At 69.7% G+C, this 25,095-nt stretch carries 24 protein-coding genes; 13 read left to right on the forward strand and 11 right to left on the reverse strand.

All coding sequences use genetic code 11. The features are described from left to right. Positions 1-98: 98 nt before the first annotated feature. The 7 genes from ACRX5W_RS09575 to ACRX5W_RS09605 all read right to left on the reverse strand — a co-directional run bounded on the left by ACRX5W_RS09575 (position 99) and on the right by ACRX5W_RS09605 (position 6,432). Complete coding sequence (locus ACRX5W_RS09575) at positions 99-533, reverse strand: hypothetical protein (RefSeq protein WP_436787583.1); 435 nt, start codon at positions 531-533, stop codon at positions 99-101. Positions 534-559: 26 nt separating this feature from the next. After that, complete coding sequence (locus ACRX5W_RS09580) at positions 560-1,306, reverse strand: RHS repeat-associated core domain-containing protein (protein ID WP_436787584.1); 747 nt, start codon at positions 1,304-1,306, stop codon at positions 560-562. Continuing rightward, a complete protein-coding gene (locus tag ACRX5W_RS09585) occupies positions 1,272-4,268 on the reverse strand; it encodes a DUF6531 domain-containing protein (protein WP_436787585.1) in 2,997 nt (998 codons plus the stop codon). The genes ACRX5W_RS09580 and ACRX5W_RS09585 overlap by 35 nt, the downstream gene beginning before the upstream one ends. Then, a complete protein-coding gene (locus ACRX5W_RS09590; RefSeq protein ID WP_436787586.1) occupies positions 4,265-4,732 on the reverse strand; it encodes a hypothetical protein in 468 nt (155 codons plus the stop codon). The genes ACRX5W_RS09585 and ACRX5W_RS09590 overlap by 4 nt, the downstream gene beginning before the upstream one ends. Then, complete coding sequence (locus ACRX5W_RS09595; RefSeq protein WP_436787587.1) at positions 4,725-5,150, reverse strand: SseB family protein; 426 nt, start codon at positions 5,148-5,150, stop codon at positions 4,725-4,727. Before ACRX5W_RS09595 ends, ACRX5W_RS09590 begins: the two co-directional genes overlap by 8 nt. A gap of 275 nt (positions 5,151-5,425) precedes the next feature. Then, positions 5,426-5,611, reverse strand: coding sequence for a DUF397 domain-containing protein (locus ACRX5W_RS09600; protein ID WP_436787588.1), 186 nt, complete (start codon positions 5,609-5,611; stop codon positions 5,426-5,428). Next, positions 5,608-6,432 (reverse strand): helix-turn-helix domain-containing protein, encoded by an 825-nt coding sequence (locus tag ACRX5W_RS09605; RefSeq protein ID WP_436787589.1) that lies wholly within the window; start codon positions 6,430-6,432, stop codon positions 5,608-5,610. Before ACRX5W_RS09605 ends, ACRX5W_RS09600 begins: the two co-directional genes overlap by 4 nt. A gap of 300 nt (positions 6,433-6,732) precedes the next feature. Between ACRX5W_RS09605 and ACRX5W_RS09610 the strand changes: the two genes are divergently transcribed. Continuing rightward, positions 6,733-7,047 (forward strand): hypothetical protein, encoded by a 315-nt coding sequence (locus ACRX5W_RS09610; RefSeq protein ID WP_436787590.1) that lies wholly within the window; start codon positions 6,733-6,735, stop codon positions 7,045-7,047. Here the strand turns inward: ACRX5W_RS09610 and ACRX5W_RS09615 are convergent. Beyond that, entirely contained in the window at positions 7,044-7,931 is an 888-nt protein-coding gene (locus ACRX5W_RS09615) for an ABC transporter permease subunit (protein ID WP_436787591.1), read from the reverse strand. The genes ACRX5W_RS09610 and ACRX5W_RS09615 overlap by 4 nt on opposite strands. Next, complete coding sequence (locus ACRX5W_RS09620; protein WP_436787592.1) at positions 7,928-10,729, reverse strand: alpha/beta fold hydrolase; 2,802 nt, start codon at positions 10,727-10,729, stop codon at positions 7,928-7,930. Before ACRX5W_RS09620 ends, ACRX5W_RS09615 begins: the two co-directional genes overlap by 4 nt. A 181-nt stretch (positions 10,730-10,910) precedes the next feature. Between ACRX5W_RS09620 and ACRX5W_RS09625 the strand changes: the two genes are divergently transcribed. The 9 genes from ACRX5W_RS09625 (at position 10,911) to ACRX5W_RS09665 (ending at position 19,724) form a co-directional block, all read left to right on the forward strand. Beyond that, positions 10,911-11,750, forward strand: a complete 840-nt coding sequence (locus tag ACRX5W_RS09625; RefSeq protein ID WP_436787593.1) for a (Fe-S)-binding protein — start codon at positions 10,911-10,913, stop codon at positions 11,748-11,750. Further along, the gene (locus ACRX5W_RS09630) at positions 11,747-13,276 is read left to right on the forward strand and encodes an LUD domain-containing protein (RefSeq protein ID WP_436787594.1); all 1,530 of its coding nucleotides are present in this window, start codon (positions 11,747-11,749) and stop codon (positions 13,274-13,276) included. Before ACRX5W_RS09625 ends, ACRX5W_RS09630 begins: the two co-directional genes overlap by 4 nt. After that, positions 13,273-14,022: a LutC/YkgG family protein gene (locus ACRX5W_RS09635; RefSeq protein ID WP_436787595.1), complete on the forward strand. Its 750-nt coding sequence runs from the start codon at positions 13,273-13,275 to the stop codon at positions 14,020-14,022. The genes ACRX5W_RS09630 and ACRX5W_RS09635 overlap by 4 nt, the downstream gene beginning before the upstream one ends. An 86-nt stretch (positions 14,023-14,108) precedes the next feature. After that, on the forward strand, positions 14,109-15,518 hold the full coding sequence (locus ACRX5W_RS09640) for a class II fumarate hydratase (RefSeq protein WP_436787596.1): 1,410 nt from the start codon (positions 14,109-14,111) through the stop codon (positions 15,516-15,518). A 106-nt stretch (positions 15,519-15,624) separates the two neighbouring features. Further along, positions 15,625-16,296: a DUF402 domain-containing protein gene (locus ACRX5W_RS09645; protein ID WP_436787597.1), complete on the forward strand. Its 672-nt coding sequence runs from the start codon at positions 15,625-15,627 to the stop codon at positions 16,294-16,296. Between the two features lie 109 nt (positions 16,297-16,405). Then, positions 16,406-17,008: a Uma2 family endonuclease gene (locus ACRX5W_RS09650; RefSeq protein ID WP_436787598.1), complete on the forward strand. Its 603-nt coding sequence runs from the start codon at positions 16,406-16,408 to the stop codon at positions 17,006-17,008. Between the two features lie 60 nt (positions 17,009-17,068). Further along, positions 17,069-18,238 carry a MalY/PatB family protein gene (locus ACRX5W_RS09655; protein ID WP_436787599.1) on the forward strand — a complete coding sequence of 390 codons (1,170 nt, stop codon included), beginning with the start codon at positions 17,069-17,071 and terminating at the stop codon, positions 18,236-18,238. 72 nt (positions 18,239-18,310) lie between these two features. Beyond that, on the forward strand, positions 18,311-18,814 hold the full coding sequence (locus ACRX5W_RS09660; protein WP_436787600.1) for a SigE family RNA polymerase sigma factor: 504 nt from the start codon (positions 18,311-18,313) through the stop codon (positions 18,812-18,814). A 52-nt stretch (positions 18,815-18,866) separates the two neighbouring features. After that, positions 18,867-19,724, forward strand: a complete 858-nt coding sequence (locus ACRX5W_RS09665) for a hypothetical protein (RefSeq protein ID WP_436787601.1) — start codon at positions 18,867-18,869, stop codon at positions 19,722-19,724. Positions 19,725-19,751: 27 nt separating this feature from the next. On the opposite strand, the gene ACRX5W_RS09670 is transcribed toward ACRX5W_RS09665, so the two are convergent. Further along, positions 19,752-20,669 carry a LysR substrate-binding domain-containing protein gene (locus tag ACRX5W_RS09670; RefSeq protein ID WP_436787602.1) on the reverse strand — a complete coding sequence of 306 codons (918 nt, stop codon included), beginning with the start codon at positions 20,667-20,669 and terminating at the stop codon, positions 19,752-19,754. A 140-nt stretch (positions 20,670-20,809) separates the two neighbouring features. Here ACRX5W_RS09670 and ACRX5W_RS09675 point away from each other — a divergent pair, with 140 nt between their 5' ends. Together ACRX5W_RS09675 and ACRX5W_RS09680 are read left to right on the forward strand one after the other, a co-directional pair. After that, entirely contained in the window at positions 20,810-21,361 is a 552-nt protein-coding gene (locus tag ACRX5W_RS09675) for a peroxiredoxin (protein ID WP_436787603.1), read from the forward strand. 3 nt (positions 21,362-21,364) lie between these two features. Further along, a complete protein-coding gene (locus tag ACRX5W_RS09680; RefSeq protein WP_436787604.1) occupies positions 21,365-21,898 on the forward strand; it encodes an alkyl hydroperoxide reductase in 534 nt (177 codons plus the stop codon). An 85-nt stretch (positions 21,899-21,983) separates the two neighbouring features. Here the strand turns inward: ACRX5W_RS09680 and ACRX5W_RS09685 are convergent, their stop codons facing one another. Beyond that, on the reverse strand, positions 21,984-23,267 hold the full coding sequence (locus tag ACRX5W_RS09685) for a TetR/AcrR family transcriptional regulator (RefSeq protein ID WP_436787605.1): 1,284 nt from the start codon (positions 23,265-23,267) through the stop codon (positions 21,984-21,986). A 232-nt stretch (positions 23,268-23,499) separates the two neighbouring features. Here ACRX5W_RS09685 and ACRX5W_RS09690 point away from each other — a divergent pair, with 232 nt between their 5' ends. Then, entirely contained in the window at positions 23,500-24,660 is a 1,161-nt protein-coding gene (locus ACRX5W_RS09690; RefSeq protein WP_436787606.1) for a steroid 3-ketoacyl-CoA thiolase, read from the forward strand. Positions 24,661-25,095 lie beyond the last annotated feature (435 nt).

The following is a 25,095-nucleotide window of genomic DNA, read 5'->3' on the forward strand; positions in this document are numbered from 1 at the left end:
CCCCACACGATTTTCTGCCTGTCCGGTATCACTTCGGTCGAATCCATTTGGCTCGCCGGCAATCTTTTTTTGCCTTCCGGCTCTGGACCCACAGTCCGCTAGCCAGGAAGGTCGTCCGCCTTGAGAGAGATCAATCCGAGAGGTTCCATGACGGGAACCAAGCGCTGCAAATACCAGCCGAAATCGCAGAACCGGGAGCCGCCTTCCATTGGCTTGCGGTTCACTTCGATGTTGAATGACAAGGCGGAGCGATCGGGAAAGAACAACAAATCGCCCCCGCGCGGCATATCGTCCAGGTACACGGTGATCCCGAGGAGCGCCGTGCCAATTCTCTCGGCGGTGAGCTGCCTGACGACTTCGGAGTACACAGATGCATCAACCCGTTGCCAGTCGAACATCCGGTCGTGATCGATCAGGTAGGAGACCACACCGTCTGCCTCGAACGACATCCCATGGACGGCGAGTCCGTGGATGACCGCTGCAACATCCACTGGCGCGGCAAAGCCGAAATCAATGCTGGCAGACCTGCTCACCAGAAGACCTCAAATCTGTGTCGCCACTAGGGCACAATTCTGAAGGGTATCCCCTTCTTGGTCAGCCAGTCAGCATAGTGCGCCGGGATGGGGCGTTCACTGACGACCATGTAGTCGGCATTGTTCGCGGTTGCGATCTGGAGTTTTTGTCCCTCATTGGAGAAAAACTTTGCCTGTGCCTTCGGATTGTTGTCCAACATCTGCCAGAACTCACCGGACTTGGCCTCGTACCAAGTCTCCCGGGATGCACCCTCCGGCGTGAATGCTCCGTCGAACTGCCTGCCGCCCGTGCTGAAGGAGCCGCTCCCTCCCAGTTCCTGCACCAAGCGATCTTCGTATGCCAGTCCCCGCTCTTGAGCAGCACGCCCCCCACTGGGCTCGCCCGTGGCATCGCCGGATTCGTCTGTTTCACAGGACATCAGCCCTAAGGGATCGCTCCAGACGACAGGGTTATGCACGTATGCACGGGAATGCATACCGCCACGCAATCCGATCGGGTCCGTCGAGACATACCCCGCAGAGATCGGATCATAATAGCGATGGACGTTATAATTAAGACCTGTCTCCTCGTCGTGATATTGCCCTGCGAATCCTATGGGGAAGTTGCTTCCGCTTCTTCCTGACGAGGCGGAACCCCATAGCTGGGTGGTCGGCACATGAAGAATATCGCCATTCGATCGCACCGTCATGAGAGCCTCGCCCGCGATACCGCAGACGACCAAGGAATGCTCTGCCTTGTCAGTCTCCAAATCGTGCAGCTGAAACAGCGGCACGGCTGAGAGTGCGGCCGTTCGATGTTTCGGTGAGTATGCGTCCGCACGCGTCGCGGGTGAAGGTCAGGTCGACGTCGGGGTTGGTGGCGCGGACCAGACGTCCCGCTGGGTCGTAGACGTACGTCGTCGTGCGGCCGGTGGCGGTGTGGACGGACTCGGTGACCTTGCCGAACGGGTCCCGGGCGTAGGCAACTTCCTCGCCTGCCCCGTTGACTCGGGAGATCAGGTGCCCGGCCGGGTCGTGGCGGTAGGTGAGAGTACGACCGTTGAAGTCGGTCTCGGAGGTCAGGCGCCCGGCAGCGTTATAGCGATACGTCCAGCTCAGGTCCTGCGGGTTCGTGACGGCGGTCAGGCGCAGTTCGGCGTCGTAGGTGAACGTGTAGCGGTTCCCGTCGGGCCCGGTCTGCGCGACGGGAAGGTCGAAGGGCCCGGATTCGTAACGCGTGGTGAAACCGGCCGCGTTGAGGTGGTGCAGCAGGTTGCCCTCGGCGTCCCAGGTCCAGGACTCCCTTGAGCCGTCGGCGAGTTCGCGCCAGCCGGGCTTGCCTTCGACGGTGTGCGCGAGGCGGGTGGTGTGGCCCAGCGGATCGGTGATGACCGCGGTGCGGCCGAACGCGTCGCGACTCACGTGTGTCGTACGGCCCAGCGGGTCGGCGATCGAGACCGGCAGGCCGGCTGCGTCCGGGGCATAACGGGTGACGCCGCCGAGCGCGTCGGTGACCTGGGTCAGCGCGCCGGAGGCGTTGTAGCTGTACTGCGTCCGCGCACCCGCCTCGTCGACAAGCGAAAGCAGGTTGCCGCGTTCGTCCCAGGTGTAGCGGCGGCGGGTGCCGTCCGGGTTGATGATCTGCGTGGGCCGGCACAGCGCCAAGTCGAAGTCGGCGACCGTGTAGGTACCGTCGGGGTGTACGACGCCGATCAGGTTGCCCTCCTCGTCGTACGCGAGGCGGGTGGTTTGGCCGAGCGCGTCGGTGACCGAAACTCTGCGGTGGAACGCGTCCCACTCGGTGTGCACGGTGTTCCCGAGCGGGTCGGTCTCGGCGACGACGCGGCCCAGGCGGTCCCAGGCAAAGGTACGGACGGCGCCCAACGCGTCGGTCATGCGCGTGACTTGGGCGTCAACGTCGTATTCGAAGGTGTTGTCCATGACGCCGTCGGTGCCGACGCCGTGCACGCAGCGCCCGACTTCGTCGTAGGTGTATTGGTACCAATTGCCGTTGCGGTCGGTCCACGAGGTGATGCGGTCGCCGTCGTCGTACGTGAACACCAGTGGTCGGCCGGAGGAGTTCACCACCTCGGTCACATTGCCGGGCTCGTCGTAGGCGAAGCGGACGAGGTCGATGGAGGCCGATGAATCCGCAGAGCGCGCGTGCGTCGCCGGATCCGCGCCGAGTAGCCGCAGACCGGCGACGCGCTCGTCGGCGGTGTCGACGGCGATGCGGTAGCCGCCCGAGTGCACCACCTCGTACGGCATACCGGCTTTGTCGTACGAGAACTCGATGCGGTTGCCGTTGCGGTCGGATATGGACCGGATCGGCAGCACGGGACCCGCGCGGCCCGGCACCGGGGCGAACGACCACGACCAGCCGCGCCGGGGATCCGTGACGGTGAAGACCCCGCCCGGGAGGCCGTCCCACTCCAGCGGCCACCGGTCACCGCCGACCGGCATGACCGGCACGCCGGGTTCCGGCACCGGGTAAGCGAGTTCGACGCCGCCCTCGGTGACGAATACGGCCCCTTCACCGCCCAACCGCACGTGCTGGTCGAGCGTGGACGCCCACCGCCTCCCGAACAACCTCCCCGGCTCCGAACGTGACAGGTGCCTGCGGTTCAACTGCAAGGGGAGCGCCCCCGGCAGCTCCACATCACGCTGGACGAGGATCATCTCGCCGGTCGCGGCGTTGACCGGTTCGCCGGTCTCGGTCCGCGCTCCCGGCGGAACGGACTCCGGTGTCGACCCGTTGCGCGCGTCCCTCTCGGCCTGTTCACGCGCCAGGCGCAGTGCCTCGCGTTGTGCCGCGACGCGGGCCGCCGCCGCGGACATCGCCTGGGTGGCGGCGGGGCCTGCGCCGCCGCTGGCCGCAGCCAGCGTCAGGTCCGGGACGAGCCTGCCGGTCGCGTACGCCGGATTGGCCAGGAACTGGTCCCATGTCTGGCCGGCGGCCAGCTTGACGTCTTGGGCGAAGCCGACCGGGTCGTACAGCGGCTGCGTCATGCCTTTCGCGATGGCCGCCAAGTCCGTGAAGTACGCCTGAGGTTCGACCCAGGCGCGGGCCGGGTCCAAGGTCCAGGCGAGCTTGGCGAGGTCGACGACGCCGTCGCGGACGCCGTCCACGAATGCGTTGAACGAGATGTTCGGCGTCTGCCGCAGCTCGTCGATGTAGCCGCGCAGCCTGAGGTAGCACTCGGTGTTGGCCTCCGTGTTGCGCTGCACCAGGCGGCCGAGTTGCTTGCGCAGTTGCAGCAGGGCATCCGCGACCGCCTCTCTGTCGGGCTTGGCCGGCAGCGGAACCAGGCAGTCCTTGGGGACACCCGCGGCGACGTCGGCATCCCGACGTGCCTTGGCCTGGTCGTACAGGATCTGCTCGCCCTCCTGCGCGGCCATCGTCTGGAACACGGCTGCGGCCTTGGGGTCGATGTCGTGGACGCACTCGCCCTCGGCGAGCCGGATCACCTCGGAGTAGTCGAACAGGTCCTTGGCGATCTTCGGATACACACCGGCGTGCAGGTCCAGCACCTGCACCATCGCGTGCAGGTCGTTGCGGAACCCCTCCGACGCCGCGCCCTTCCACAGCTCCGGCTTGTCGATCGGGCGCAGGTTGTCGGCGGCCTGCTTCGCCTCGGCGGCGAACTTGCCGAACTGCTCGGATATCCCGCGCAAGGCCTGCCACGATCCCGGGATCTGTTCCGCCGTCGACACGGACGACACGATCACCGGCAGGTACTCGGACCCGTAACTCACCCCGCGGCCCCCGGACCCGTCGACGCGGCAGGACCGCCCGGGTCGGCTGGAGCGGCAGGCGTGACAGGCCCGGCCGGGGCGGCGGGTTCGGGCGGCCCCAACGGCTGCGTCATGTCGATCGGCGGCGGTGTCGTGTCGATCCGCTGACTCGGCGGCAGGAGCGGAGGCGGGTACTGCAACGCCTCCCAGGCACGCGCCTCGGCCAAGTCGTACTGGTCGGCCGCCACGAGCAGGCCCACCGCCACCGCCTCGCCCTTGGCCACCAGCGCGGCCATCGTGTCCCGCGAGGTCTCCACGATGTTCAGGATCTGATTGGACAACTGCAGCGACCCGGCGTCTGCCATCAGCTCCTTGGTCGCATTCGACCAGCCCACGATGGCCCGCGCCGAGGCCAACGCCTCACTCAACTCCCGGGCGGCGTCGCGCAAATACGGCCCATCGACGGTGAATCCTGCATCAGTCATCCTGCGCCCCCGTTGCCGTCTGCGTCGTCCCGGCGCTCTCACGCCACAGCGCCGCGTGCAGGCGTACCGGCATCACGCCGCCCAGATCCACCGCGATGTCATAACCGTCGGGCAGCAACCGCAACAGATCCGCGCCGGGAGCCGAGAACCAGTCGCATGGTTCCTCGGCGAAAAGCGCAAGCTGCTCCAACGACGTGAACATCGGGACAAACCCCGCACCGGCCGGTCCCACAGCCGCGAACCCGACGTGCTCCGGCCGCACGCAGTACAAACGCGTCCGCAGCAACGCCGCTGCCAACGCGGACGGGTCACCGTCGCCCTCAAGCAGCTTGGCGATCTCGTCGAGAAGACCCGACGGATCATCGGAAGCGGGGCCACCGGCGGTTATTCGCGGCAAGCCGGAGTCATCGGTACGCATCAGTCCCCCGTCGAATGAGCGTCCTCGGCACCCTAGCAAGGCAGTTTGCTGTCCAGCGTTGGGAGGTCGACGACCTGCCAAGCGACTCTTGTCCGGGTATGGGATGCGCACGATCCTGAGGTGCCGCAGTTTTCGGGCCTGTCGCGGCTCACGCTCGCGGATGTGGCGAACGCCGCCTCAGCACGCAAGAGATCGCCCGGCGTCCCGCGTAGGCGAGGCCGGGCGATCAACGTTTGTCGGTGCTGTTCACCGCGTGGGAAGAGCCGGCAGTCGGCTCAACCCTTCAGGGCGATGGTGAGCGCAGCCCACGCTTCGGGCCCAAGGGCCAGGAGGCCACGACCAACATCCTTGCTGTCGCGAATACCCACCACCTCGACCGCCACGGATGCGACCTGGACGCAGTTGCCGGAGTTGCCGCTGTGGCTGGACTTGCGCCAGATCGCGGCGGGTTCTGTGCTCACAGGTTCTCCAATAGGTCACGCAGGAACACTGCGGATCGGCGCGGAGACAATGTCTCAGCTCGGAGCAGATCGTATCGGCGGGACACTTCCTCCACGATGTGCTCGTCGGTGGTCAAACGGCCTTCCCCGATACCTTCGTCGTACACGGCGACACCACGGCCAGGCAGGGTGAGCATCACGAACGCGCCGTTCATGCAGGCGTGCAACGCCACATCTTCAAGCAACACTTCAATCGTCACATGCGGCAACTCGGTCATCTTCAATAGGTGTTCCAGTTGCGCGCGGACCACGTCATTCGAGAGGTGAAGAAGCCTTCGCAAGGCAGCCTCGTCAATGACCGCCCAGTACTCCACCGGACGTTCACGGACCAAGACTTGTTGACGCTCCATTCGAGTCAGCCAGTCGGCGTCGATCTGCTCGGTCGGCATGCGAAGCTGCTTGAACAACTCGCGTGCGTACCCCTCGGTCTGCAGCAACCCTGGGATGACCTGGGGTTCATACGTGCGGATGCGATTCGCTTGCTGCTCGGCCTGAATCAGGCCGTCGAACCACCTCGGTCGTACCTCGCCAAGCCTGCGAGCGTGGGCCGCCAGCACAACGAGCATTCCTCGGGCACCCAAGACCCTGTCGAGGATGGGCACCAAATCCGGGTGCGGCTTCCGTTCACCCGTCTCAATCTGACCGACATGACTGCCTGTTGAGTTCACCTTCTCCCCTAGTGCCTCCTGACTGAGCTGCGCGTCATGCCGAAGTTGCCGCAGGTGGTAGCGGAAGACCGCCCAAAGGTCCTTGGTCGGGTCGATGTCCTTTTGCGGGGCCATGATCGCGTTTCCCCCGGGTTTGCGCGTTGAGTGCCTCTGATCGTTCCCAACGTACCCGTGAGCATGTTCGCTGTGTAGTGGCTCGATCACCAGGAGGCGCGATATGACCACTCACGGCCAGGAACCCCGCAGCGAAAGCCGCATGACGATCGGGACTTACGTTGTCGGGGGAGACGGGCGGCGGTCCGAAAGAGCACGAATGCATGTGATCCGCTCACACGACGACCCTCTGGTCAGCTCCACCCCCGCGCTCCAGTGGCCACACTGCAAATGCCCCCGATGCGCGCAAGGAGGGGCCTGATGGCAGCCCGGATGACGGCCACGCCCCTCGGTCCCGAGGAACTGTCCGGCCTGCCGCACCCGGAAAGGTGCGTGGCACTCTGCTTCGCCAAGGCCGCGATCGAACTCCGGGACGGCGGCTATCTCGTCGGCCCCCTCCACCTGCGAACGTCCCCCCTCGAAGCGGCCGTTCTCGCCCTCACCATCGAGCACGCGGTCGGTCCGGCGGCGATGCAGGAAGCGCGTGGGCTTCGCGCGCACGGTCACATGGCAGCCGACACCGGGGTGATGCGCCGGGTGTTGTCCGGGCTTCGGCACATGGACGACGCGGACTAGGAAACGATGTCCTTTCGTTCGAAGTGCCGGAAGGCCAACGCGGTGAAGACCAGGGCGTACGTGACGGACACCGCGGCCCCCTTCACCATGCCCTCCCACTCCATGTCCGCCTGGAGCGCGTCCACCCACGCGAACTGCCAGTGTGTCGGCAACACTTCCCGCCACACCCCCAGCGCGGTAACGGCATCGACGATGGTCGAGACCACCACCAGGCCCACCGCGCCGCCGACCGCGCCGAGAGGCGCGTCAGTGACCGTCGACAGCCAGAACGCAAAGGCGGCGACGACGAGTTGCGAGACCATGGCGTACACCACGACCACCGCCATACGCTGCATCGCCTCACCCGCCGGCACCGAGCCACCGGTCGGGACTTCGAGCGGCCCCCACCCGAACGCCACCACTCCCGCAAGCAACGCCATCGCCGGAAGCAGCACCATCGCCACAGCGCTGTATGTCAGCGACACCGCCAGCTTCACGCGCAGCAGCCGCGCGCGCGGCACCGGCGCAGCCAGCAGATAGCGCAGCGACGACCAACTCGCCTCGCTCGCCACGGTGTCGCCGCAGAACAGCGCGACGGCCACCACCAGCAGGAAGCTTGTCGAGACGAACAGCGCGAAAGCCGTCAGGTTGAGCGCGCTGCGTGTGGCGACGTCCACAAGCGTCGGCACGGTGTCGCGCTGCGGATCGCCGCCCACCTGGAACGCGATGACCAGCACCCACGGCACCGCCGCGAGCAGTCCCAGCATCACGAGCGTGCGGCGGCGCCGGAGCTGGCGCAGCGCCTCGACGCGGAACGGCAGCGTGTGGCGGGGCCGGTAGCCGTGTGCCCGCGTGGGTGCCGGCTGGACCGGCGTCGGGGCGCCCGGAACGGAAGTGCCGCTCAATGCTGCTCTCCGATCAACGTGAGGAACGCGTCCTCCAGTCGGCGCTTCGCGGTGACCCGGTCGACGGCGACGCCCGCGCCGACGAGTTCGGCGACCACCGCGGAAGCCTCCGCGCCCGCGAGGTGGACGAGAACCCCGTCGCCTTCGGGTTCGACCGACGCGATACCCGGCATGGCGGCGAGTGTTTCGACCGCCCGCGCGGGGTCCGGCGTGCCGACGGCGAGGGTGTTGCCGTTGCCGGTGATGTCGCCCACCGGACCGACGGCGACCAGGCGGCCCCGGTGCATGACGACGACATGCGTACACGTCTGTTCGACCTCGGCGAGCAGGTGGCTGGAGACGACGACGGTACGGCCCGCACCCCCGGCGGCGTACCGGACCAGCACGTCGCGCATCGCGCGGATCTGCGGCGGGTCGAGCCCGTTCGTCGGTTCGTCGAGTACCAGCAGATCAGGCAGACCGAGCATGGCCTGCGCGATCGCGAGGCGCTGCCGCATGCCCTGCGAGTAGGTGCGGACCTTGCGCTCCAGGGCCTCGCCGAGCCCGGCGATCTCCAGCGCCTCGTCGAAATGTGCGTCCTCGGGCGGGCGGCCGGTCGCGCGCCAGTAGAGCTCCAGGTTGTCGCGCCCGGACAGGTGCGGCAGGAAACCGGGCCCTTCCACGAACGACCCGAGCCGCGACAGCACCGGCGCGCCCGGTGTGACCACGTGCCCGAAGATGCGTATCTCGCCGTCGTTCGGGTGGATGAGCCCCATGAGCATGCGCAGCGTGGTGGTCTTGCCGGCGCCGTTCGGTCCCAGCAGGCCGAGCACTTGGCCGCGCTCGACCTCGAACGACAGGTCGTCGACCGCGAGCTTTCCGCCTTTGTAGCGCTTCGTGAGGCCGGAGATCCGCAGCGGGACTTCGGCGAGCTCGGCGATGGGCGCCCGGGCCGCCGCGCGGCGCCGTCCGGTCACCACGATCAGGGCGCCGGCGACCGCCGCGGCCGCGGGCAGCCCCCATGTCCACCACGGGTAGCCGGGCGGCGGCAGCTTGAGGCCGGGCACGGACGGCACCACCAGGGGTCCCGCGACCGCGACGCGGTACGCGGCGGGCACCTCCGGCGTGGCGTAGCCGAGGTCGGTGGCGGTGAGCACGAGCCGCAGGCGGTGCCGCGCGTCGATCTCGCGGTCGATGGCGGGCAGCCGGATCTCGACGTCACGCCCTTCCCGAGCACCCACGACCCTGAGGGGAGCCGCGAGTTGGTACGGCAACACCGCGGTGCCGGAGGGGTCGACGTCGTACAACTTGGCGAACAGCACGATGTCGTCGGCGCCCGAGACCCGCACCCGTACGGTCGACGCGCCGGTCACGCGCAGCGGTCGGTCCAGGGGTTCGCTGGTGAAGAAGGCACTCTGGCCCGGCATGTCGAGCGAGAAGCCCCCGGTCGCCGTCGCCGCGTCACCCAGTTGGCCCAAGGTGCCGAGAAGGCCGAGCCCGGGGAGCGTCGACATCGACGGCGGTGATCCTCCCGGCGGGTTGACGACGGTCTGCTCGGGCCCGTCGAGCAAGACGTCCCGGCGCCGGCTGCCGTCGATGCCGGGGTAGTCCGGCCCGGTCGCGACACGGATGACCTGTTCGCGCGTCGAGGTGTCGACGCCGCCGAGCCTGGTGACGGAGAACGGCCCGGCCGGGGCCGGTCCGGCCGGGGTGCCCGCGCGGCGTTCGCGGGTCTCGCGCGCGCCCGCGTCCGACGTGAGCCACCTGTCGAACCACGACGCGGTCTTGTCGCGCACCAGGCTCCTCTGCGGCGAGCCGCCGTCGTGGCCGCCCGACGTCCAGGCCACCTCGACCGGGAAGCCGTTGCGGGTGACCGCCTGCGCGGTGCGGTCCGCCTCGGCGAGCGGGAAGAGCGAGTCGTTCTGGCCCTGGACCAGCAACGTCGGGACGCGGATGCGGTCGGCCACGGGACCGGGGCTCGCCCGGTGCAGCAGGGCCACGGCCTGCGGCGTCGCCCGGCCGGTACGCGCGACCTCCTCGTAGACCGCGCACACCTCGACGGTGAACCGGCCGCACACCGACACCGTGTCGCCCGGCGCGGCGGGCAGTGCGCCACCCGCCGTGGACGACGCGATGGAGCTCGCGCCGGAGGAGAAGAACACCCCCGCCCACATCTTCTTGAACACCCCGGCCTCCGGCCCGGCCCCTGTGGCGTTGGGCAGCAGCGCGTCGGCCAGGTCGTGCCAGGTCCACTGCGAGGCGACCGCGTCGACGCGCGGGTCGTGGGCGGCGAGCAGCAGCGCGAGGGCGCCGCCGTACGACGCCCCGGCCGCGCCGACGCGCGGGTCGCCCGGGCCGTCGAGCGTCACCTCGGGGCGGGCCGCCAGCCAGTCGACGAGCGCGCGGGCATCGGCGACTTCGTGGTCCGGCTGGTTGAGTGCGATCAGTCCTCCCGACGCGCCGAAGCCGCGCGCGGACCACGTCATCACCACAAAGCCGCGCCGGGCCAGCGCGGCGGCGTCGGAGCGCACGGTCGCCTTGCTGCCGCCGAAGCCGTGCCCCAGCAGCACCGCGGGGGCGGGCCCGTCGGTGTCCGGCCAGAACACCGAGGTGTCGAGTTCGATGCGGTCGGCCGAGCCTGGTGCCGCGGCGACGGCCACGCGCTGGTCGCTGCTGCGCACGGGCGGTTCGCCGCCGCCGCCCGAGGTCAGCACGACCGAGCCGAGCGCCAGGATTGCCAGGGCCGCGACGACGACGGTCACGAGCCGGGCCCGGCGTGTCCCGGGCAAGCGGCGGGTGAGCGCCGTCCTCCACGTCATGCGCAGACCCTACGGCCGCTCGTACGACTGTGGGGCGGCAGGGCGGGCAGCGGTCCAAGCGGCACCGTGGCCGGGTGTGCGGAGGCGGCCGTGGGACAGCCGGAAAGGGGACGCGGGACGGCCGGGCCATCACCGGGCACTCTCCCACGGCCGCGCTTAGTCTCGACGAAGGAGGTGACTCGTGCGGATTGCCCTTTTCATCACCTGTTTCAACGACACATTGTTCCCCGAGACCGGGAAATCCGTCGTGCGGCTGCTGCGTCGGCTCGGCCACGAAGTCGCGTTCCCCTACGCGCAGACGTGCTGCGGCCGGATGCACTTCGACGCCGGCCACCGGCGCGAGGCCCTGCCCCTCGCCCGCGCGTTCGCCTCCACCTTCGCGCCGTACGACGTGGTCGTGACGCCGTCGGCGTCCTGCGCCGCGATGGCCCGCAACCGCCACCCGCTGCTTGCCCGGGACGCGGACGACAAGCGCGCCGACGTCCACCGGGCGCGCGCCGACGCGGTGGCACCGCGGGTGTTCGAGTTCGGCGAGTTCCTGGTCGACGTGCTCGGCGTCGAGGACGTCGGGGCGTTCTTTCCGCACACCGTCGCCTATCAGCCGACCTGCCACTCTGCCCGGGTGCTCGGTGTCGGAGACCGGCCTTTGCGGCTGCTGCGCAAAGTGCGCGGACTGCGCCTGGCGGAACTGCCGCACGCCGACGAATGCTGCGGCTTCGGCGGCACGTTCGCGCTGGACAACGCCGAGACCTCGACCGCTATGGGCGCCGACAAGGCCGCGGCCGTCACGGCGTCGGGGGCTCAGGTGCTGTGCGCGGCGGACAACTCGTGCCTCGCGCACATCGGGGGGCTCCTGTCACGGCAGGGCAGCCGCGTGCGCACGATGCACCTCGCCGACATCCTGGCCGCCACCGCGCCGCTTCCGGGGCTGACGGCCTATCCGTCGGACGACCTGGCCCGCGCGTCCCTCGACCCGGTTCATCCGGCCCCGGCCCACCCACGCGCGGGGGCCGCAGGATGACGACGGCACGCCGCGAACCCGCCTTCCTCGGCATGCCGCCGTTCCCGAAGGCCGCGCACGACGCACTCGCCGACACCGCGATGGGTGACAACCTGCGCGAGGAGACCCGGGCGTTCCGCAGCCGGCGCGCCGAAGTCGTGGACGAGCTCCCGCCGTTCGTGTGGGAGAAGCTGCGCCTCGCGGGTGCCGCGATCAAGGACGGTGTCCTCGCGCAACTGCCGCGTCACCTCGACGCGTTGGAGGCATCGGTCACCGCCGCCGGCGGCACCGTGCACTGGGCCCGCGACGCGGACGAGGCGAACGCCGTCATCGTCGGCATCGCCCGCGAACACGCCGCCGCCCAGGTGGTCACGACCGCGTCGACCACGACACGCGAGATCGGCCTGACCGAGGCGCTGGCCAAGGCCGGCATCCGCGCGTGGGAGACGGACCCGGCACAGTCGGCGACGCAATCGGGGCGGCAGCCGCGAGCGCACACCGTCGTTCCGGCTGTCCGCCGCCACCGGACCGGGCCGCGCGGCCGCCTCGCGCGCAAAACCGCCGCTGCCGGGGCATCCGACACGCGTCCCGTCCGTCCCACCGGCACCGAGAAGGCGACGCGACGCGATCTGCGCGACGTGATCGCGCACGTCAAAGTCGCCGTCGCCCGCGCCGACTTCGCGATCGCGGAGACCGGGACGGTGTGCGCCGCCGAGTCCGCCGCCGGCGGACGCCTGTGCTCGGCACTCCCCGACGCCCTGGTCACCGTGCTCGGCATCGAACAGGTCATCCCGACGTGGCGCGACGCGGAGGTCTTCCTGCAACTGCTGCCGCGCTCGACCGGCGAGCGGATGGCCGCGTACACCTCGATGTGGACCGGCGTGACCTCGGGCGACGGGCCGCGCAGCTTCCATCTGGTGCTGCTCGACAACGGGCGCAGCGACGTGCTGGCCGACCCGGTGGGACGGCAGGCGCTGCGCTGCATCGGCTGCTCGGCGTGCCTGCCCGTGTGCCCCGTGTACGAGCGGGTCGGCGGGCAGCCGTACGGCTCGGCCCACACGGGCCCGATCGGTGCGATCCTCACCCCGCAGTTGCGCGGCCTCAACCGGCACAGTGTCGACCCGCAGACCGCGTCGCTGCCGTATGCCTCGACCCTGTGCGGCGCGTGCTTCGACGTCTGCCCGGTGCGCATCGACATCCCGGGCGTTCTGACCCACCAGCGCGCGCAGCTCACCGACCTCGGGCGCGGTCCCGCGCGACGGGGGGAGAAGGCCGCGATGAAGGCGGCGGGGTGGGGCTTCGCCGAACCGTGGCGGCTCGGCCTCGCGCAGCACGCCGCAGCGCTGGGCCGTCGCGTCGTGGGCCGCTCGGGGCGGATCGGCCGCGTTCCGCGCCTGCTCGCCGGCCCGCTCGCCGCATGGACGGCCGACCGCGACGCGCCGGCGCCGCCGCCGGAGTCGTTCCGGGCCTGGTTCAAGCGCACCAACGGAGGTCTGGACGAAGGCGCTTCGGGCGATCAGTCGGAGAGCCCGCGGGAGGAATCATGACGACGCCCGACACCCACGCGTCGCACACCGAACTCGAACACGTCGACCTCACCGGCCCCGGTCCGCACACCGCCACCCCCGACCGCGCCAACCTGCCGCACTCCTCGCCGGGTCTGCCGACCGGCGCGAAGGCCGAGATCATGGCGCGGCTGCACACCGCGCTGGGCGACGGCGAACCGCCGGTCCGGGTCGACGTGGACCGCGGTTACCGCCACGGTCGCGCCGAAGGCACCGATTTGGTCGCGCTGTTCGCCGAACGGATGGCCGAGCGCGGGGCCGTCGTGGTGCGTGCCAACGCCTTCACCATGGTTCCCACGGCGGCCGGGCTGCTGCACCGCGCGGGGGTGCGGCGGCTGGTCGCCCCGCCCGGCCGAAGAATCGCCTGGTTGGCCGCGACCGGCATCGAGTTCCTCCGCGACGAGCCACCGCTGACGGACCGTCAACTCCAGCGTGTGGACGGCGTGGTGACCGGCTGCGCGCTGGCGATCGCCGAGACCGGGACGATCGTGCTGGACGGCGGGCCGGACCAAGGCCGCCGGGTGCTGTCGCTGCTGCCCGACCACCACCTGTGCGTGGTCCGGTCCGAACAGATCGTCGGCACCGTCCCCGAGGCGGTCGCCCGCCTCGATCCGACGCGCCCCCAGACCTGGATCAGCGGTCTCGCCGCGACCGGCGGGAGCGCGACGGACCGTACGCACGAGGACTCCCATGGTTCGCCCACACTGCACGTACTGCTGTTGGGCTGACGCCGCGGCCCCGTACGCCTGCGGGAACAGCGCCGACGGGGCGCGGAGTTGTCGCCGAGGACGCACCGCCCGCAATGGAGGAACTGATGAGCGACGACAACCGGCCCGCCGGGGCGACGCACCGCGTCGAGCGCGACTCGATGGGCGAGGTACGCGTTCCGGCGCACGCCAAGTGGCGGGCGCAGACGCAGCGGGCGGTCGAGAACTTCCCGATCTCGGGCGGCACCCTGGAACACGCGCACATCGCGGCGCTGGCCCGCATCAAGGCGGCTGCCGCGCGGGTGAACGCCGACATGGGCGTGCTGGACCGGGACATCGCCGAGGCCGTCCAGGAGGCCGCGGCGGAGGTCGTCGAGGGGCGCTGGGACGACCAGTTCCCCGTCGACGTGTTCCAGACGGGCTCGGGCACGTCGTCCAACATGAACATGAACGAAGTCCTCGCGACGCTGGCCACCGCACGCCTCGGCCGCGACGTGCACCCGAATGACCACGTCAACGCTTCGCAGTCGTCCAACGACACTTTCCCGTCCTCGATCCACGTCGCCGCGGCGACCGCCGTCGTGCACGACCTGATCCCGGCGCTCATCCACCTCTCGGGCGCTCTCGGCCACAAGGCCGCGGATTTCGCCGGCGTCGTCAAATCCGGGCGCACGCATCTGATGGACGCGACCCCGGTCACGCTCGGCCAGGAGTTCGGCGGCTACGCCGCCCAGGTGCGGTACGGCGTGGAACGCCTGGAGGCGACGCTTCCCCGCGTCATCGAACTCCCGCTGGGCGGCACCGCGGTCGGCACCGGCATCAACACCCCGCGCGGCTTCTCGGCCCGCGTCGTCGACGCTCTCGCGGCGGCCACCGGGCTCCCGTTCACCGAGGCCCGCGACCACTTCGAGGCGCAGGGCGCGCGTGATGCGCTGGTCGAGTTGTCCGGGCAGTTGCGGACCATCGCCGTCGGCCTCAACAAGATCGCCAACGACATCCGCTGGATGGGTTCGGGGCCACGCACCGGCCTCGCCGAGATCCGGTTGCCGGACCTGCAACCGGGCAGCTCGATCATGCCGGGCAAGGTCAACCCGGTGATCCCGGAGGCGGTCGGCCAAGTCGTCGCCCAGGTCGTCGGCAACGACGCGGCCGTGGCGTTCGGCGGTGCGGCGGGCAACTTCGAACTCAACGTGATGATGCCGGTGATGGCCCGCAACATCCTGGAGTCGATCCGCCTCCTCGCGGCCGTCTCGCGGGTCTTCGCCGACCGGACGATCGCCGGCATCACCGCGGACGTCGAACGTCTGCGCGAGAACGCCGAGAGCTCCCCGTCGATCGTCACGCCGCTCAACAAGTACCTCGGCTACGAGGAAGCCGCCCGCATCGCCAAGCAGGCACTCACCGAACGCCGCACGATCCGCGACGTGGTGATCGAACGCGGCCACCTCGACGCCGGGCGCCTGACCGAGGCCCAGCTCGACGAGGCACTCGACGTGCTGCGCATGACGCGCCCCTGACCAGCAGGCCGTTCCCCGCCCCAAACCTGCAGAACGCGACAAACGACAGGTCGGGTGATGGCTCGACTTGCCCCCTGCCGACGCCCCCGGGCCGTAGCATCCGGGCATGACGGAGGCGACCGACGCTCAGCACGTCCGGCCGCCGGAGGCGTGGTCCCCCGGCGACCGGATCCTGTGGCGCTATCTCAGATTCGGACAGGTGCTCGACTGTCGGCCGGTCACGGTCGTACGCGACGACCCCGACCAGCTCGCGGTGTGGCTCGCGGGCGGCACCCGGCGCGTCAAACCGGTCCTTCCGGACGGCTCGGACATCCGCTCGGCCCCTCTCGACCAGCGCTTCCGCCTCGGCCGCGTCCCCGCCGTGGAGGCGTGGACCGGCAACGGCGTCCTCATGCTCGCCCGTCCGGGCGAGCCGTGGTCGGTGTGGCTCTTCTGGTCCCCCGACTGGCGTTTCAACGGCTGGTACATCAACCTCGAACGCCCCCGCGAACGCTGGTCCGGCGGCGTCGACACCGAGGACCTGGTCCTCGACGTCTGGGTGACCCCCGACCGCCGCTGGCAGTTCAAGGACGAGGACGAACTCGCCGCCTCCCGCGACGCGGGCCGCTTCGACGACACCGACGTGGCGGAGATCTACGCGTACGGCCGTCGCGCGGTCGAGGCCGTGCGCGCGTGGGGCCCGCCGTTCAGCGAGAACTGGCAGAGCTTCCGCCCGGACCCGTCTTGGCCGCTGCCGGAGTTGCCCGCCGACTGGGCGACGCAAGAGAAGATCATCTGACTTCTTCACCTTTCGAGTGAAGAATGTTTATTTCTCCGCCCCGTGTCACGGGAATTTGTCAGGCTCGGCGACGAAAGGTTGTCCCGGCATACTCTGCGGAAGGAGTGACATGACCCTGATTGCCGAGGAGGCACGCACCGTGGTTCGCATCGACACGGACGAAGACCTCGATGTCCAGGCGTTCTTCGAGACCTTCGAACCGCCTGCCGGGTTCCGGGCCGAGTTGATCGAAGGGGCGATCGTCTTGTCACCGACACTCGTGGGCCGACACGGCTTCATTCTGGACCAGTTGTACGACTGCTTCCTGGACACGAACAGGCCCGAGGGCACCGCTGTGCCGCGATCCCCGTTGACCATCTCGTTGCCTGAGATGCCCGAAGGGAACATGTACATCCCGGACCTCGCCGTCGTCGACGAAGCGGTCCGTGACGAGGACCACCAGTGGAAGTTCCCGGCTTCCGTTTTCCATCTCGTCGTCGAGGTCGTGTCCCGTAGCAGCAAACGCGACGATCGGTTCGTCAAGCCCATGGGTTACGCGTCCGGGCCGGTCCCGCTTTTCCTGCTGATCGACCCGGAGAACTCACACGTGACGCTCTACTGCCACCCGGAAGACGGCAAATACCGTGCGATGACCAGGGTTGCGTTCGGAGGCAAGATCCCCTTCCCGGAACCCTTCGGCGGCGTCCTCGACACGTCCATTTTCATTCGCTGACCCACCCGCCCCAGCGCACCGCCCACGCCCCGGACCCGCTCGGCCGTGCACACTGTTCCCATGCACGACGATGTCGATATATCCGCGCTGCGGCGGCGGCGGACCGTCAAATGGCGGGCCGTCCCGAACGACGTCCTCGCCGCCTGGGTGGCCGAGATGGACTTCGCCGTCGCCGAGCCGATCCGCGAGGCGGTGCTCGACGCCGTCCGCCGCGAGGACTTCGGCTATCCGGACGACGATGCGGGCACCGGCCTCCCCGACGCGTTCGCGACCTACGCCGCACGGGCCTGGGACTGGCACATCGACCCGTCGCGGGTCGGCCTCGTGCCGGACGTCGTACGCGGCATCGAACTGGCCCTCGAAGTCTTCTCGCCCCCGGGCTCCCCCGTCGTGGTCCCGGTCCCCTCCTACCCGCCGTTCTTCGACGTCGTCGCGCGCTCCGGACGGCCCGTCGCCACGGTGCCGCTCACCACCGCCGAGGTGCCCGGGGACCGGCCCATACTCGACATCGAAGCCATCGGCCGCGCCCTCGCGGAAGGCGCCCGGACCGTGCTGCTGTGCAACCCCTACAACCCCGTCGGACGCGTCTTCACCCGTCCGGAACTCCTCGAACTCGCCCAGGTGGTCGACTTCCACGGCGCACGCGTGATCTCCGACGAGATCCACGCCCCGCTGGTGATGCCGGGTGAAACGCACATCCCCTACGCGTCGCTCCACCCGGCCGCCGCGTCCCACACCGTCACGGTCACGTCCGCCTCCAAGGCCTGGAACCTCGCCGGTCTCAAGTGCGCGCAAGTGGTGCTCGGCGACACCGCCGCCGCGGCGACGTGGTGGGCGCTGCCCGACATCGCCCGCAACGGCGCCACGACACTCGGCATCTCCGCCCAGATCGCCGCGTACGACCACGGCGGCCCGTGGCTCGCCGACACCATCCGCTACCTCGACGGCAACCGCCGGGCACTGGCCGACGCGGTCGCGAAGCACATGCCGCAACTCACCCACCGCACCCCCGAGGGGACCTACCTGGCCTGGCTCGACTGCCGCGCCCTCGGCCTCGCCGACCCCGCCGCGTTCTTCCTCGACAACGGCCGCGTCGCCCTCTCCGACGGCAGCCGCTTCGGCGACACCGGCAAGGGCTTCGTCCGTCTCAACCTCGCCACGTCCCGCCCGATCCTGAACGAGATCATCACCCGCATGGCCACCGCCCTGGACGCCGGCGCCCTGCGCTGACCCACGAAAGGCCCTGCAACCTTCTTCGGACTTCTCGGCTCCTACCCGGGTGACGCGAAGACAGGGGGACGCATGGACCGCGCACGGGACTTCACGGACTACGTCCGCGCCAGGCAGGACCGGCTGCTGCGCACGGCCTACCTGCTGTGTGGTGACCGCGATCGCGCCCAGGACCTCGCGCAGTCGACGTTCACCCGGCTGTTCCGCCACTGGAAGCACGCCCAGCGCGCGGACAGCGTGGACGCGTACGCGCGCTCCGTCATGGTGCGCATATTCCTGCACGAGCAACGCCGTTCACGCCACGAACGCACGCTCCACGAAAAGCTCGACCCGCCCACCGCGCCGGACCGGCCCGATGTACGCCTGAGCCTCTTGGAGGCCATGGCCCAACTGGCACCCCGCGCCCGGGCCGTCGTCGTCCTGCGCTACTGGGAGGACCTGAGCGTCGAGGCGACGGCGGCGCTCCTCGGATGCAGCGAGGGCAACGTCAAGAGCCAGTCCTCGCGCGCACTCGCCAGACTTCGCGAACTTCTGCCCGGCGACATCACGAACGACCTGACACGCAACGACTGCTGACACAGAGTCAACACACTTCATCGGTGACGCACGCCCGAATTCGGAGGACCGAATGCAGGAAGACCAACTCCGACGGCTCCTCGCGAGCACGGCCGACGAACTCGGCCCCACACCAGACCTGGCGCCTGAGGCACTGCGGCGGGGAAAACAGTCCGCGCATCTCGCCCGCACGCGCAACGGCGCGATCGCCGTCACCGCTGCCGTCGTCGTCCTCACACCCGCCGCGCTCGTTGCCCCGGTATGGAACGACGGCAAGACGCCCTCCGCCGCGTCGCAGTACTCGGTGACCTCACCGCTGCGCCCGACAAGCTGGCCCACGGCCGGCCCCTCACTGGCGCCACCGACCACCGCCTACCCGGTCGTGCACGTTCCGCCGACGGCGGAAGACGACCGGACCCCGCTGACGAAGGAACAGGAAGAAGTTCAGTACGCGTACAAACAGAAGGCGGCCGACGTTCTGCAACAGTTGCTGCCGCCGGAGCTGGGCAGCATGCAGGTGACGGACTTCGATCTCAACGGATTCCAGATCGCCGACGACCGATTCACCTACCCGATCACCTTCCGAATCGACCCCGCGGATGCAGGGGCGGGAACGCTCGACTGCACCGGACGGCCCGGCTGCCTCACCAAAAGGTTGCCGAACGGCGACCTCGCGGCCGTCATGCAGCCAAATCCGCCCATGGCGCCCAACGCAACGTTCGTCTACAAATCCCACAGCGTCGGCTTCGGCGTTTATTCCACGGACCCGAACGCGGAACCACCCATCACCATGGAGCAGTTGCTGCTGGTGGTGACCGATCCGAAGTTCATCGAGCTGGTGGACTTCCGCATCGCGAATCCGGTGCTGCTGGACGACGGATACGAAGTGCACAAGGTCGTACTGCCGGCGGAAACCTCACAAACGAATTGAGCATCGCACCACGCTCCGTTCTCCCGCTCAGCTCCCCACCACCCGGACCGGCAGCCCTGCCACCGCACTTCGCAACGACTCCGCCAACTCCCGGAATTCCGCCGCGCGCCCCGTGCTCGCCCGCATGACCAGGCCTATCCGTCGCCGAGGGGCGGGCTCCGCGAAGCGTGCGACGGCGAGTTGCGATCCGGGGCGGGTCTCGACGTTTATGGCCGTCTCCGGCAGGAGCGTGACGCCGAGGCCGCCGGCCACGAGTTGGACGAGGGTCGGGAGGCTTGCCGCCCGGGTCGCGCCCGCTTCGGATGCGCCGACCTCGCGGCACACGTCCAGGGCCTGGTCGCGCAGGCAGTGGCCCTCGTCGAGAAGCAGCACGTCGAGGTCGCGAAGTGCCGCGCGGGGTACGTCCGAACGGCCGGCGAGTTTGTCGCCCTCCGGGACGACGAGGGTGAAGTCCTCGTCGTAGAGCGGTATTTCCTCGATGCCCGTGATGTCCGCCGGGAGCGCGAGCACCAGGAGGTCAAGGCGCCCGGAAGTCAGGCCGTCCAAAAGGGAGTTGGTCTGCTCCTCGTGGACGAACAGCTCAAGCTCCGGGTATTCGCCGCGCGCCAACCGCAGCAGCGTCGGCAGCACGTAAGGCGCGACGGTCGGGATGACGCCCAGGTGCAGCGGCCCGGTGAAGGGACGCCGGGCCGCCTCGGCCTCCTCCAGGAGGTCGTCGAGCGCGTCGAGCACTCTGCGTGCGTGCCGGGCGACCCTTTCTCCGGCTGGAGTCAAGAGGACACGCCGCGTGGTACGTTCCACAAGCTGTGCCCCCAGGGTCTCCTCCAGCGTCGCGACCGCACCGGACAGCGCCGGCTGGCTCGTCCCGACCACCGCTGCGGCGTCTCGGAAGTGCAGGTGGTCGGCCACCGCCGCGAAGGCCCTGAGCTGCGAGATCGTCGGCATGCGCGTACTGATAACTACTCCCTATCAAATGATCAGTCGGAAGCTATTTCCCTGATCAATGAAAACATGGCACCTTGATCCGCGTACGTCCGACCGGGCGGCCGAACGGGCCGGCCGGGCACCATCGCGGAGGAGCACCAGTGCTTACTGTCGGTAACCAGTTCCCCGAGTACGACCTGACCGCCTGCGTCTCCCTCGACGCCGACAAGGCCTTCGAGCAGATCACGCACAAGTCGTACGAAGGCAAGTGGCGCGTCGTCTTCTTCTGGCCGAAGGACTTCACGTTCGTCTGTCCCACGGAGATCGCCGCGTTCGGCCGCCTCAACGAGGAGTTCGCCGACCGTGACGCGCAGGTCCTCGGCGTGTCGACCGACTCGGAGTTCGTGCACTTCGCGTGGCGCAAGGACCACCCGGACCTGCGCGACCTGCCGTTCCCGATGCTGAGCGACCTGAAGCGCGAGCTGTCCTCGGCCGCCGGTGTGCTGAACGCCGACGGTGTCGCGGACCGCGCGGTGTTCATCGTCGACCCGAACAACGAGATCCAGTTCGTCATGGTGACCGCGGGTTCGGTGGGCCGTAACCCCGACGAGGTCCTGCGTGTCCTCGACGCCCTCCAGACCGACGAGCTGTGCCCCTGCAACTGGCAGAAGGGCAGCGAGACCCTCGACGCCGCCGCTCTGATGGCGGGCTGACGCATGGGTCTGGACGTCCTGAAGGCCGAACTCCCGGAGTTCGCCAAGGACCTCAAGCTCAACCTGGGCTCGGTCATCGGCAACTCCAAGCTTCCCGAGCAGACGCTCTGGGGCACCGTGCTGGCCTGCGCGATCGCGTCGCGCAGCCCGAAGGTGCTGCGTGAGCTGGAACCGGAGGCGAAGGGCCACCTCTCCGAGGAGGCGTTCACCGCCGCGAAGGCCGCCGCGGCCATCATGGCGATGAACAACGTGTACTACCGCGCCATGCACCTCATCGGCGACCCCGAGTACGGCAACCTGCGTGCCGGGCTCCGCATGAACGTCATGGCCAACCCCGGCGCACCGAAGGCCGACTTCGAGCTGTGGTCGCTCGCGGTGTCGGCGATCAACGGCTGCGGGCGCTGCCTGGAGTCGCACGAGCAGGTCCTCCGCAAGGAGGGCGTGCCGCGCGAGACCATCCAGGAGGCGATCAAGATCGCCGCGGTGCTCAACGCGGTCGGCGTGACGCTGGAGTCCGAGGGGCAGCTCGCCGGCTGACCCGCGACTCCGTCCGGTCGACGAGCGGGCGGTACGGAAACCCACACGGGTTCCGTACCGCCCGTTCCGCGTTCCACAACCGGCGTCACTCGGGCCGGGCGCCGATCCCGCCGAGCACGATCTCCTGGTAGAGCGCGGTGACGTCCGGCACCGGCAGCGCGGGGTACGCGACGCTGCTCGTCGAGATCGCCGTGCGCACGACGCGCTGCACGAACACCGGGTCGAGGTCCGCGCGGAAGTCGCGGTCGCGCATTCCGTCGGTGATCACCCGCGTCCACACGTCTTCGACGGCGCCGAGCAGGCGGCGGAGCTCGGCCGTGGGCACGTCCTCGGCGGACGCCTCGTTGAGCAGCATGACCGACGCGACACCGTGCCCGGCCAGGCCCTCGACGGTCCGCGCGACCAGGCCTTCGAAGCGCCGGCGCGGCCGTGTCCCGGCCGCCTCGTCGCGGTCGAACCCGTCCAGCAGTTCCTGGAAGAACCCGGCCAGCATGTCGGCGAGCAGCCGCTCCTTGCTGCCGATGTGATGGGCGAGGCTGCCCACCGGCACGCCGGCCAGTTCGGCGATCTGCCGCGTGGTGGTCACCGCGTAGCCCTGCCGGGCGAACAGCAGTCCGGCCGCGTGGCCGATCCGCACCCGGGCGTCGGCCCCCTCGGTCGGCCGTGCCCGGCGGACGAGCGCGGGCGCGGCCGGCAGGCGCACCGCCGTGTCGCCCAGGATGGCGCGCATGTCGCGGCGGCGGTACGCGTCCGGCCGCGCGACGCCGTGCACGAAAAGGTCGACGAGCACGTGGGACGCCTCGTCGGGGTCGTAGCGGCCGGCCGCGCGGTACCACTGGGCCATCGCCCACACCGCCGTCTGCACGACGTGCGCCGCGGTCTCCGCCTCAAGGTCCGCGCGCAGCCTGCCGGTTCGCACGCCCTCGGCGATCACCTTGTGCCAGACCTCGGTGTTCCGCGCGGTGCGCTCGGACAGCCACTGGGCCCGCTCGGTCAGGGCCAGCCTGCGGCACTCCCCCACGACCACGACGGCCGCCTCGGGGTTGCGGACGATGACCGCCAGCGTGGCCCGGATCAGTCCGCGCAGCGCCGCGATCGGATCCTTTTCGCCGTCGAGTGTGCTGCGGTGCCGGGCGAGTGTCTCGGCGAAGAAGTCCTCCAGGATGTCGAGGAGTATCGCTTCCTTCGACGGAAAGTGGTGGTACAGGCTGCCGGACAACAGCTTTGCGGCTTCTGCGATCTGACGGACCGTCGTACCGCCGTACCCCTGCCGGGCGAAAAGCGCGCAAGCGTGCCGCAGGATTTCGGAACGGCGGTCCACGGGCCGGGTATGCGTGCGCATGCGGCCGTTCTCCCCCTCGCTGTTCACACCAGGAAGGGTATGTGCGCACGCCCGTCAAGCCACTGCGGCCTCAGGACTTTCGGTGGCAACTTGCGCCACGGCAGCGCGCACTGGGGCGCGGTTGGGGCGCACGCAGTTCGAGGGGTTGTCCGCTCCGCCGCCGGGCCGTACGGTGAACCCACCCCAGATCCTTGACCAAGTCACACAAACTGTCGGGCGATCCCGCCTGACAGACCGCGGCAGATCCGAGGAGCGCAGCGTGGGCAACCCCGTCATCGTCGAGGCCGTACGCACCCCCATCGGCAAGCGCAACGGCCGTCTTGCCGGGCTCCATCCCGTGCAACTGCTGGCCGCGGCCCAGCGCGCGGTGGTCGAGCGGTCCGGCATCGACCCCGTCCTCGTCGACCAGGCGATCGGCGGCTGCGTCACCCAGGCCGGCGAGCAGTCCGGCGACATCGTGCGCCACGCCTGGCTGTACGCGGGGCTCCCCGAACGCACGGGCGGCACCACCATCGACTGCCAGTGCGGCTCGGCCCAGCAGTCCGTGCACCTGATCGCGGGCCTCATCGCGGCCGGCGCCGTCGAGGCCGGCGTCGCGTGCGGCATCGAGTCGATGAGCCGCAACCCGCTCGGCCACACCGCCAAACCCGGCCAGAAGTCAAAGCCCGACGACTGGGCGATCGACCTGCCCGACCAGTTCACCGCCGCCGAGCGCATCGCGCGCAACCGCGGCATCACGCGCGCCGACACCGACGCCCTCGGCCTCCGCTCCCAGGCCAACGCGCAACGTGCTTGGGACGAGGGGCGGTTCGCCACGCAGGTCGTCCCCGTCGAGGCACCGGTCCTGGACGCCGACGGCAAACCGACCGGGGAGACCGCCACGGTGACGACCGACCAGGGCCTGCGCAAGACGACCGCGGAGGCGCTGGCCGGGCTGGCACCCGTGCTCCCGGACGGCATCCACACCGCGGGCACGTCGTCGCAGATATCCGACGGCGCCGCGGCCCTGCTGCTGATGGACGAGGACCGGGCGCGCGCCCTCGGCCTGCGCCCGCGCGCCCGCATCGTCGCCCAGTGCCTCGTCGGCGCCGACCCCTACTACCATCTCGACGGCCCGAACGACGCCACCGAGCGCCTGCTCGCCCGGTCCGGCATGAAGCTGTCCGACATCGACCTGTACGAGGTCAACGAGGCCTTCGCGTCGGTGGTCCTGTCGTGGACCCGCGTCCAGGGTGCCGACCCGGACAAGCTGAACGTCAACGGCGGCGCCATCGCCCTCGGCCACCCCGTGGGCTCGACCGGGGCGCGCCTGCTGACCACCGCGCTGCACGAGTTGGAGCGGACCGGCGGGAGCACCGCGCTGGTCACGATGTGCGCGGGCGGCGCGAACGCGTCCGGCACGATCATCGAGCGCATCTGACGGACGCTCCCGGGCCCGGATCCCCGGGCCGAAAGGCGGTCCCGGAGCCACCGGGCCGTCCCGTTCGGCGCCCTCGGTGTGCCCCTCGGTATGCCGCTCGGTGTGCCCCTCGGTATGCCGCTCGGTGTGCCCCTCGGGTGTCGGTCGGGTGTTGGTCGGGTGTCTGGTTTGCTCCCGACCTGGTCGGGTATCAAGGCCTTCGTGCGTCTCGGAGCCCTTCCGCCGAGCCGCACAGCCTCACCCCGACCCGGTCGGTGCGCTGGTCACCACCACCGGGCCGCCAAGAGAAGATCCGCCCGACGCCCCGGCCGACGCCGCAGGGCCGAACGGGCACTCCGCAGATGTCCGGCGCTGTGAAGCGTCGGCACGCACGCACGAGCGCGGAGACGCGCAGGCAAGCGTTCCATGCGAACAAGCCCTGCCGGTCTCTCGATC

This window comes from Yinghuangia sp. YIM S10712, assembly GCF_051388935.1.
Lineage (GTDB): Bacteria > Actinomycetota > Actinomycetes > Streptomycetales > Streptomycetaceae > Yinghuangia.